General features: G+C 73.3%; 9 protein-coding genes. 5 read left to right on the top strand and 4 right to left on the bottom strand.

The features are described 5' to 3' along the window. Positions 1-570, bottom strand: a 570-nt coding sequence (locus tag D8M35_RS04135) for a hypothetical protein (protein WP_148113329.1), incomplete at its 3' end; no start/stop codon positions are given. 93 nt (positions 571-663) lie between these two features. Here D8M35_RS04135 and D8M35_RS04130 point away from each other — a divergent pair. Further along, a complete protein-coding gene (locus D8M35_RS04130) occupies positions 664-1,971 on the top strand; it encodes an exopolysaccharide production protein (protein WP_126890704.1) in 1,308 nt (435 codons plus the stop codon). 98 nt (positions 1,972-2,069) lie between these two features. Then, positions 2,070-3,920 (top strand): hypothetical protein, encoded by a 1,851-nt coding sequence (locus D8M35_RS04125; RefSeq protein ID WP_126890703.1) that lies wholly within the window; start codon positions 2,070-2,072, stop codon positions 3,918-3,920. Positions 3,921-3,962: 42 nt separating this feature from the next. Here the strand turns inward: D8M35_RS04125 and D8M35_RS04120 are convergent, their stop codons facing one another. Next, positions 3,963-5,342: a hypothetical protein gene (locus D8M35_RS04120; RefSeq protein ID WP_126890702.1), complete on the bottom strand. Its 1,380-nt coding sequence runs from the start codon at positions 5,340-5,342 to the stop codon at positions 3,963-3,965. Between the two features lie 156 nt (positions 5,343-5,498). Between D8M35_RS04120 and D8M35_RS04115 the strand changes: the two genes are divergently transcribed. From D8M35_RS04115 to D8M35_RS04105, 3 genes are read left to right on the top strand one after another with little or no spacing between them, the layout of a single operon-like run. After that, a complete protein-coding gene (locus tag D8M35_RS04115; RefSeq protein ID WP_126890701.1) occupies positions 5,499-6,236 on the top strand; it encodes a glycosyltransferase family 2 protein in 738 nt (245 codons plus the stop codon). Continuing rightward, complete coding sequence (locus tag D8M35_RS04110; RefSeq protein ID WP_126890700.1) at positions 6,233-6,700, top strand: DUF2304 domain-containing protein; 468 nt, start codon at positions 6,233-6,235, stop codon at positions 6,698-6,700. Before D8M35_RS04115 ends, D8M35_RS04110 begins: the two co-directional genes overlap by 4 nt. Next, the gene (locus D8M35_RS04105; protein WP_126890699.1) at positions 6,697-7,716 is read left to right on the top strand and encodes a glycosyltransferase family 2 protein; all 1,020 of its coding nucleotides are present in this window, start codon (positions 6,697-6,699) and stop codon (positions 7,714-7,716) included. The genes D8M35_RS04110 and D8M35_RS04105 overlap by 4 nt, the downstream gene beginning before the upstream one ends. On the opposite strand, the gene D8M35_RS04100 is transcribed toward D8M35_RS04105, so the two are convergent. Further along, positions 7,686-9,014, bottom strand: coding sequence for a lipopolysaccharide biosynthesis protein (locus tag D8M35_RS04100; protein WP_126890698.1), 1,329 nt, complete (start codon positions 9,012-9,014; stop codon positions 7,686-7,688). The genes D8M35_RS04105 and D8M35_RS04100 overlap by 31 nt on opposite strands. Beyond that, the gene (locus D8M35_RS04095) at positions 9,011-9,775 is read right to left on the bottom strand and encodes a polyprenol monophosphomannose synthase (protein WP_202976524.1); all 765 of its coding nucleotides are present in this window, start codon (positions 9,773-9,775) and stop codon (positions 9,011-9,013) included. Before D8M35_RS04095 ends, D8M35_RS04100 begins: the two co-directional genes overlap by 4 nt. Positions 9,776-9,853: the final 78 nt, after the last annotated feature.

Raw genomic sequence — 9,853 nt, 5'->3', positions numbered from 1 at the left:
CAGCGCGAGGAGCGGCAGGAAGACCACGGCCTGGAGCTCGGTGAGCGTCGCCGCCAGGGCGAGCACCGCGACGACCGCCGCGCCCCACCAGGACCGTGCTCCGTACGCGAACAGCCAGGGGACGAGGACGAGCGCGTACCAGTGCAGGTTCGCGGCGTTGCCTGCGATCTCGACCGGGGCGAGCGGGAGGACGACCGGCACGGCGGCGAGCAGCAGCCGCATCGTGCGGCCCGGGAGGACGTCGCGGGACAGCACGAACACGGCCGCGGCGACGACGCCCACGACCACACACGAGGCCGCCGACACGGTCAGCGCGTACTGCTCGACCGGACGGTGCACGGCGAGGTCGACGACCAGGCGCGGGACGAGGTGCAGGTAGCCGGCGTAGGGACGCAGGAGCGTCCCGTCGACGCCGTACGCGAGGCGCTCGCGCAGGAACAGTCCGCCGTCCTCCGCCCAGGCGGTCCCGCGCGCCACCGCACCGAGCCGCCACCACGCCGTCGCGACGGCGCCGACGAGCACGACGAGGGCGAGGGCCGCCTCGGTCGCGGCCGGTCGGAGGTGCTGCATCGAGCGCTGAACCTAGCCGAGACATCGCCGTTCGCGATATCGACGCTCCGAGATACAACGGTGACTCCCGGCGCGGTGCGAGAGGATGGACGCGTGACGGACCACGGGGTGAGCAGACGAGCGCTCGCTCGGCGCTACCTGTCGGCCTGGATCGGCTTCTCGGCCGGCGGTCGCTTCAGCCAGGCGCTCGCCACCGCGATCCTGCTCTTCGCCTTCGGCGAGCCCGCCGTCCACGCGATGGTCGGCGCCGCCGGCACCTGGGCCGTGCTCGTCACCCTCGTGGTGCTCGCCGGCCTCAGCCTGCTCGGGCAGCGCTACCGCATCGAGTGGCACGGCGTCCTGCCCCTCTCGCTGCTCGCCTTCGTCGGCTTCTGCGCCCTGAGCGTGGTGTGGAGCGAGTACTCCTGGTACGCGTTGCGCGGCGTGGTCGAGACGGTCTGCTTCGTCGGACTCGGGCTCTACCTGGCGCTCGGCCGCGACCTCGTGCAGGTCATCCGCGCGGCCGGTGACGCGTTCCGCATCCTGCTCGTCGTGGCCCTCGGCCTCGAGGTGCTCTCCGGGCTCGTGCTCGACGTCCCGATCCCCGCGTTCGGCATCCAGGGCAACATCGCGTACGGCGGTCCGATCCAGGGCATCGGGGGCAACCGCAACTTCATGGGCTTCGTGGCCGCGACCGCCCTGGTCACCTTCGTGGTCGAGTTCCTCACCCGGTCGGTGACCACCTGGCGCGCGGTCGCGTCCACCGCACTCGCCGTGATCGCCCTCATGCTCGTGCAGTCCCCCATCACCGGCATCGCGATGATCGCGCTTGCGGTGACCGCCCTGGCCCTCTGGGCGCTCCGGCACGCGGCACCGACGACACGGCCGGTCGTGAACACCGTGCTCGGCGGCGCCGTCCTCGGCATGCTCGTGCTGGCGGTCCTGTTCCGGCACCGGGTACTCGCCGAGATCGGCGCCGCCGGTGGGACGGCGACGCGGCTCGGCCTCTGGGCGCAGATCCGGCAGCTCGGCGAACAGGACCCGATGCAGGGCCGCGGCTGGGTCGGCACCTGGCCGACCGAGGACGTCTTCCCCTTCGTCACCCTCGTCGACCCGTCCGGGGTGCGGTTCACCTCCGGGCTCGACGCCTTCGTCGACGCGTACCTGCAGGTCGGGCTCGCGGGGGCACTCCTGCTCGCGATCGCGGGCGGGCTGGCGTTCGCCCGCGCCTGGGTCACCGCGACGACCTTCCCCGGGGTCGCCTACGTGTGGCCGGCCGCGGTCCTCGTGCTCCTGGCGGTCACGAGCACCGCGGAGAGCTACCTGCTGCACGGCGCCGGTCTCATGCTGTTCGCGACCGTCATCGTCGTCGCCGCCCGCCGGCGCTCGTGGCGACGGCACCTGCCGCGCGACCAGTCCTGAGCGGTGGTCGCGCGGCAGCAGGGCTCGCGGCTGACGCCCGTCCGCCAGTAGCATCGGCACGGGCCGCAGGGGGCGGCCCGTCACCGACAGGAGCTGGCATGCCCTTCGTCTCCCGCGTCGTCACCGCCCTGCTCGCGGTCTCGGCCCTCACCACCGCCGCCGTGGGGCTCGCGCCCGCCGAGCGCGCCGTCGCAGCACCGACCGCGACCGCCAGCGGGTCCCGGTACACCCCGCTCGACACCGCCCGGGTGTTCGACGGCACCGTCGGCACCACCCCGGTCGTTGTGCCGATCACCGGGCGCGTCGGGGTCCCGGCGAACGCGACCGCGGTGGTGGTCAACGTCGAGACCGAGGCGCCGACCGCTGCCGGGTACGTGCGCATCACGCCCGCCGGCACCGACGCCCGCGTCGCGCTGCAGGAGTTCCCCGCGGGCCGGACGATCTCGAACCTCGCGACCGTGAAGCTCGCCTCCGGCGGCGTGCAGGTGAAGGTGTCGGCCGGCTCGGCGCGGATCCTGCTCGACGTCTCCGGCTACTACGCCGCCGGCAGCGGCTCGACCTTCACGCCGCTGCCGACCGTCCGCGTCGCGTCGCCGACCGTCGGCACGACACCGGTGCCCGTGCAGTTCGCCGGCAAGGGCGGTGTGCCGGCCGATGCGACCGCGGTGGTGGTCAACGTCGAGACGAACGCCCCGACCGCCGACGGCTACACGCGCCTCACCCCGCTCGGCCGTGATGCATCGGTGGCGACCCAGGAGTTCAGCGCCGGACGCACCGTGTCGAACCTCGCGATCGTGCGCCTCGTCGACGGTTCGGCGCAGGTCCGCCTGTCCCAGGGGACCGCGACCGTCTTCATGGACGTCGCCGGGTACTACTCCGCCTCGTCGACCGGCTCCGTCTTCGTCCCCCTCGACACGACCCGCATCGAGACGGCCACGCTGGGCGACACCCCGCGCACGGTCCGTGCGACGGGCACCGGCGGTGTCCCGGGGACGGCCACCGCGGTCGTCGCGAACGTCGAGGTGCAGGGCACGTCCGCCGACGGCTACCTCCGGGTCACGCCCGCCGGACAGGACGCCTCCGTCGCCGCCCAGGTGTTCCGGGCCGGCGAGGAGGTCTCCGCTGCCGTCATCACCAAGGTGACCGGGTCCACCGCCGCACGGGCGTTCCAGGCCAAGGTCTCGCGCGGGACCGCTGTCGACTACGTCGACGTGTCCGGGTACTTCCTCGACGGGACCTCGGCCTCGGGCACCGGCGTCGACGTGTCCTGGCCGCAGTGCGGGTCCTCGTTGCCGACCGACGCCGCCTTCGCGGTCGTCGGCGTCAACGGCGGACTGGCGAACACCACGAACCCCTGCCTGTCGTCGCAGCTGGGGTGGGCCGCGCAGTCCTCCGGCGGGACGTCCCAGCCGACCGTCCAGCTCTACGTGAACACCGCGAACCCGGGCCGACAGGCCTCGGTCTGGCCCACGAGCAACACGCTGCCGAACGGTGGCGGGACCGTACCGAACCCGTACGGGACCTGCACCGGCGGGTACGACGCCGCCTGCTCGTACGTGTACGGCTGGACCCGGGCGGTCGAGGACGCCACGATCCGAGGCATCACCGACCCGACGGCGTACCGCTGGTGGCTCGACGTCGAGACCGAGGGCACCTGGCAGACGGACCGGTCGCAGAACCGCGCGGACCTCGAGGGCATGGCCGCTGCCCTGACCTCACGAGGCGCGCAGGTCGGCCTGTACTCGACCACCTTCCAGTGGACCAGCATCGTCGGGACCGTCCCGACGTCGAGCCCGCTCTACCGGCTGCCGAGCTGGATCGCGACCGGGGCACCGACCCTGGCCGCAGCGCAGCAGGCCTGCTCCGGGACGCCCCTCACCGGCGGCAGCCGGATCGAGATGACGCAGTACGTCGTCGGCGGGTTCGACCGCAACGCGTCCTGCGTCTGACGGTCGCCGGGCGCTGCAGGCGACCCGGCAGACCCGACGGGGTCACCGACGTCCGAGCACCAGTCGGCACGGCACGGCGGTGTCCCACACCTTGTCGATCGCGTGCGGCGCGTTGTGCACGACGATCGACGCGGACGGATCGGCACGGCACGCCGCGACCTGCGCCTCGACCTGCGGACGCCACGCGGGTCCGTCCTGGCGCAGCGACAGTCCCGGGGCGGCCGAGCCCACCGCGGCCGCGACCACGACCACGACCGCACCCCAGCCGGCGACCGCCGCCGCCACCCGGAGCACGCGGCTCCGGTCGACCAGTGGCTCCCGACGGGCCCGCTGCGCAGGTCGCGGACCGATGAGCAGCGCTGCGGCGAGGACCACCGCGGCGGTGAGGAGCATCGCGGACGGCGCGGCGTAGCGCGTGGGGACGGTCGTCATCGCCTGCAGCAGCCCGGCCGGCTCGTCCCAGCCCCGGTTGCCCGAACTGTTCGCCTTCAGCGCCGCCGTCCAGATGCCGACGGACCCGATCGCGAACGCGACCAGCTGGACGCGCGCCCGCCAGGACGCGACGACGAGGGCCGCGACGAGCAGGACGGCGATCGCGACCACCGGCACCACGACGACGTACGACCCGTGCGCGACGACGGCGCGCGTCACCAGGAACGAGTCGCGGATCCAGGCACCGGCCAGCGGCTCGAGCAGGTACCCCTTGACGACCTCCGCCACCGAGGGGTCCCCCGCCGACGTCGGCCGGACGGTGGTGAGCGCCGTCCACACCTGGAGGCCGAGACCGCCGAGCGTCACGACGGTCACCGGGATCGCCCGGAGCGCGTCCCGGAGGAGGCGCCGCCACCAGGCCACCGCCAGCAACGGCACGAACAACAAGGCCTGGGGCTCGGTGAGCACCGCGAACAGCGCGAGCACCGCGACGGCTGCGGAGCCCCACCAGGTCCGGACACGGGCGGTGAACACCCACGGGACCAGCAGGAGCATCAGCCAGTGCAGGTTCGCGGCGTTGCCGAGCACCTCGATCGGTGCGATCGGCAGGATGACCGGGACCGCGGCGAGGAGCAGGCGGAGCGGCCAGGCCCGGACGACGTCGGCGGACAGCACGAACACCGCGGCCACGACGATGCCCGCGACCACGCAGCTGGCACCCGCCACGGTGACCGCGTACTGCTCGATCGGCCGGTGGAACGCGAGGTCGACGACCAGACGCGGCAGCAGGTGCAGGTAGCCCGCGTACGGGTGCAGCAAGGAGTCCACGGAACCGAGCTCGAGGTGCTCGCTGAAGAACACGTCGCCGTCCTCGGCCCAGACGGTCGCCCGGGTCGTCGGCCCGAGCCGGTACCAGGCGAAGGCCGACGCGATCACCGCGAGGACCACCGCGCCGACGGCGGTGGTGAGGGTCTTGTGCGTGCGCTCCATCGACGGACGACACTAGCCGCGCCACGGCGGTCCGCTGCACCGACGCTCCGCGCTGCACCCGCCGTCACGGACGTGCCGGGGCGCCGGCGGAGACGGACGGGGACCGGTGGTGCGGACACGTCCGGCGCGGTCGCAGCCGTTGGTAGCATCGTCAGCATGTCCCTGCTCCAGCAGACGCTCATCGTCATGCCTGCGTACAACGAGAGCGCGGTGGTCGGCGACGTCGTGCGTGAAGTGCGGGCGACCCTGCCGGGCGTCACCGTGCTCGTCGTCAACGACGGGTCCGCGGACAGCACCGCTGCGGTGGCACGCCGTGCCGGTGCGACGGTCCTCGACCTGCCGTTCAACCTCGGGGTCGGCGGCGCCATGCGGGCGGGCTTCAAGTACGCGGTCGCCAACGGCTTCCGCTACGCGGTGCAGGTCGACTCCGACGGCCAGCACGATCCGACCGGCGTCCCGCAGATCCTCGACGCCCTGCAGCGGAACGACGTCGTGATCGGCGCACGGTTCGCCGGCGTCGGCGACTACGAGACCCGTGGTCCGCGCCGGTGGGCGATGGTGGTCCTGGCGTCGGTCGTGTCCCGGATCGCCGGGACCCGCCTGACCGACACCACGTCGGGCTTCCGCGGTGCCGGCCCCCGAGCACTCGAGCTCTTCGCCGCGCACTACCCCGCCGAGTACCTCGGGGACACCGTCGAGTCGCTCGTGCTCGCTGCTCGCGCCGGCTGCTCGATCGAGCAGATCCCCGTGGCGATGCGCGTGCGCGCCGGCGGCACCCCGTCCCACGCCCCGTTCAAGGCGATGATCTACCTCGGACGCGCAGCGATGGCCCTCGTGGTCGCGCTCTGGCGTCCGCGTCTGTCCCTCCGCGCATCGGAGGTGCCCGGCTCGTGAACATCGTGACCTACGTCTTCGGCATCGTCGTCGCCCTGCTCGTCCTCGTGGCGGTCGTCGAACTCCTGCGCCGCCGCCGCCTCCGGGAACGCCACGCACTCTGGTGGATCGTCGCCGGCGTCGTCGCCCTCGTCGTGGCCGTGTTCCCCGGGCTGCTCGTCAGCACCGCCGCCGTCCTCGGCTTCTCGGTCCCGACGAACCTCGGGTTCTTCGTCTGCCTCGTCCTGCTCTTCATGGTGTCGGTGTCGCAGAGCGCCGAGCTCACCGCGCTCGAGGAGAAGACACGCGTGCTGGCCGAACAGAGCGCGCTGCTCGAGGAGCGCATCGAACGCCTCGAGCAGCAGCACGAGGTCGCCGAGCGCCCGACCGCCGGGCCGACGACCGCCGGGCCGACGACCCCTGCGCAGACGACCACTGCGCAGACGCTGTCCACCCACGTGCACGACGCGGACCGCCGCGGATGACGGCGCCCGACGTCACCGTCGTCATGCTGGCGTACGGTGACGAACCGGTCCTGCACGCCGCCGTGCGGTCCGTGCTCGACTCGGACGGCGTCGACGTCACGGTCGTCCTCGTCGACAACGGGTGCACCTCGGACGCCGTCCGCACCCTGCCGCCCGATCCCCGGCTGACCGTCAGGACCCCGGCCGAGAACCTCGGCTTCGCGGGTGGCGTCAACCACGGGGCGGCGGGCACCACCACGACGTACCTCGCGCTGGTCAACTCCGACGCCGAGGTCCGTCCGGACGCCCTCGCCGCCCTCGTGCGGGTCGCCGAGCGCCCCGACGTGGGGATCGCCAGCGGCAGCATCCGCCTGGCCGACCGTCCGGACACGATGAACTCCGCCGGCAACCCGGTGCACGTCGTCGGACTCAGCTGGGCCGGCGCGTACGGCGAACCGGCGACGGCCCACACGACCGAACAGGACATCGCCTCGGCCTCCGGTGCCGGGCTCGTCCTGCGCCGCGAGCTCTGGGAGCGACTGGGCGGCTTCGAGGACACGTACTTCGCGTACCACGAAGACGTCGACCTGAGCTGGCGGACCTGGCAGCTCGGGCTCCGCGTCGTCTTCGTGCCCGATGCCGTCGTCCTGCACCACTACGAGTTCAGCCGCAACGCCCGCAAGATGTTCCTGCTCGAGCGGAACCGCCGCATCTTCCTGTCGACGCTCTACGGTCGCAGACTCCGCGCTGCCACCGCCCTGCCCGCCGGGGCGATCGGGCTCGCGATGGGGCTGGTGGCCCGCTCGCAGGGATGGGGGCCCCAGCACCGCGAGGCCCGCCGCTGGATCCGCGACAACCGGGCGTGGCTCGCGGAGCGACGTGCCCGTGTCGAGGCCGCTGCCGTCGTCGACGACCGCCGGATGGCGCGCCTGCTCACCGCGACGCTCGACCAGCAGGTGTTCCCGCTCCCCCCGGGCGCCGGTGTCCTGCAGGCCGTGATGCGGGCCTACTGGACGGTCGCCCGCCGCTTCGTCTGAGACCCGTCCGACGCCCGTCCGGGCCGGAAGCCGACCGCGACCAGCGCGACCAGGCTCACCACCGACCCGACGACGAAGCCGGTCGTGCCGGCGGTCAACGGCGCCGACGACACCGAGACGGCGATGACGACGACCCCGGCGACGAGCCCGGTGAGCGACGCCACCGCGACCTCGCCGGACCGTCCGGCGGCGAGCAGGAACGCGGCCGGGACCAGTGCGATCGTGAAGACGAACACGCCCACCAGCAGCCCGCGCAGCACCGGTGCCGCCGCCACGCCCTGCTCGGGGTAGAACAGCGGCATCACGAACCCGGCCAGGGCCGCGATCGCGCCGAACACCACGACGCAGCCCGCCGTGAAGACCAGGAAGACGGCGAGCCGCCGCCGGTCGCGGAGCGAGCCGTTGCCGGTCTCGTGCGCGAAGGCCGGCACGATGATCTGGCTGACGGCCTGTCCCACCATGGAGGCCGGGGTCGCGATGGTGAACGCGGCGGCGTAGACACCGACCTGCGCCGGTGCTGCGAAGACCTCGGCACTGATCATGGCCAGCTGGAGGAGACCGTTGGTGGCCAGGCCGGCCAGGACGTTCCAGGCCGTGAAGGACAGCACGCCGGTCCGCGGAAGCTCGGTGGGACCGGCCACGCCCTTCGGCCAGCAGACGACGGCGAACACGGTGTAGCCGACCGAGATCGGGACGAGCACCAGCGAGTCCGACCCCACGGCGAGCACCCCGGCGAGCCCGGCGAGGGACAACAGCCCGGTCCCGACGTCGGCGAGCCCGACCCGGCGCGCACGGCCCCGGCCGAGAGCCCCGGTCCGGGCGTACGCGTAGGCGCCGTAGCCCGCGACGGTCCACGCCGCGGTGGCGGCCAGGACGCCGTCGTGCGTCCAGCCCCAGGCCACCGGGACCGCGACGGCTCCGAGCACGACGACCGACAGCGCCCAGGTCCGTGTGAGGAGTCGGACGACGTCGCGGTCGTCCTGCCCGCGGGCCACGGCGAACGCGATGTACCGGCTGGCGGCGTTGCCGGCGGCGGTCGGCCACACGAGCGCCGCGAAGATCGACAGCGACAGGACGGCGCTGACGTGGCCCAGGTCCGCCGAACCGAGCGCCCGTCCGATCACGACGGTGTACGCCAGGCGCGCGACGCCCTGCGCGACGATCCCGCCCGTCGACCAGGCCGCCCTCCTGACGAGGTCACCGGAGCCCGTCACCACGGCGGGCTGCACCACCCCGGGGACACCCTCCGGCGTGCCGGGGGTGCTCGGCCGCTCCTCGGGGACGCTGTTCGAGGTCACGAGCGGGGGCGACGGAACCAGCGCTGCACGCCCCACTGCGTCACGCGCGCCATCGCCTCGACGATCACGGAGCGGTCCATCTTCGACGTCCCGAGCACGCGGTCCCGGAACTCGATCGGCACCTCGACGATGCGGCCGCCGAGGTCGTGCACGCGCAGGGTCATGTCGACCTGGAAGCAGTAGCCCTTCGAGTCGACCCCGCTCAGGTCCATGCGGCGGACGACGTCGGCGCGGTACACCCGGTACCCGGCGGTGACGTCGTGCACACCGAGGCGGAGCATGACCCGCGCGTAGAGGTTCGCCGTCCGGCTGAGCAGCTCACGGCGCTTCGGCCAGTCGACGACCGACCCGCCCCGGACCCAGCGGGAGCCGATCGCGAGCTGCACGTCGGCGGCCGGGGCATCGGCGACCGCGGACAGCAGGGCGGGCAGACGGTCCGCCGGGTGGGACCCGTCGGCGTCCATCTGGACGAGCAGCCCGTAGCCGCGCTCGAGGCCCCAGTCGAACCCGGCCACGTAGGCCGTGCCCAGCCCGAGCTTGCCGGTGCGACGCATCAGGTGCAGACGTCCGTCGTCGGCGGCGAGGGCCTCCACCCGGTCGCCCGTGCCGTCGGGGCTCGCGTCGTCGACCACGAGCACGTGGGCGTCCGGCGCGTGCTCCAGGATCTTCGCGACGGCGTTCTCGATGTTCTCGACCTCGTTGTAGGTCGGCACGACCACGAGGGCTCTGGGGGCGGACGCAGGGTCCTGGGTGTCGGGCACTGTCGGATCCGCTCCTTCATCGATCGTCGCCGAGCGATCGTAGCCGACCCCGTCGCCGGGCACACACTCGGACGCCCG

Origin of the sequence: Curtobacterium sp. HSID17257 (assembly GCF_003989515.1) — a bacterium.
GTDB lineage: Bacteria > Actinomycetota > Actinomycetes > Actinomycetales > Microbacteriaceae > Curtobacterium.
This window is presented reverse-complemented; position numbering and strand designations above follow the sequence as displayed.

Excerpts from the sequence above, each read along its gene's own strand:
- D8M35_RS04125 (WP_126890703.1), top strand. The coding sequence starts at position 2,070 with ATGCCCTTCGTCTCCCGCGTCGTCACCGCCCTGCTCGCGGTCTCGGCC.
- D8M35_RS04120 (WP_126890702.1), bottom strand. The coding sequence starts at position 5,342 with ATGGAGCGCACGCACAAGACCCTCACCACCGCCGTCGGCGCGGTGGTC.
- D8M35_RS04115 (WP_126890701.1), top strand. The coding sequence starts at position 5,499 with ATGTCCCTGCTCCAGCAGACGCTCATCGTCATGCCTGCGTACAACGAG.
- D8M35_RS04105 (WP_126890699.1), top strand. The coding sequence starts at position 6,697 with ATGACGGCGCCCGACGTCACCGTCGTCATGCTGGCGTACGGTGACGAA.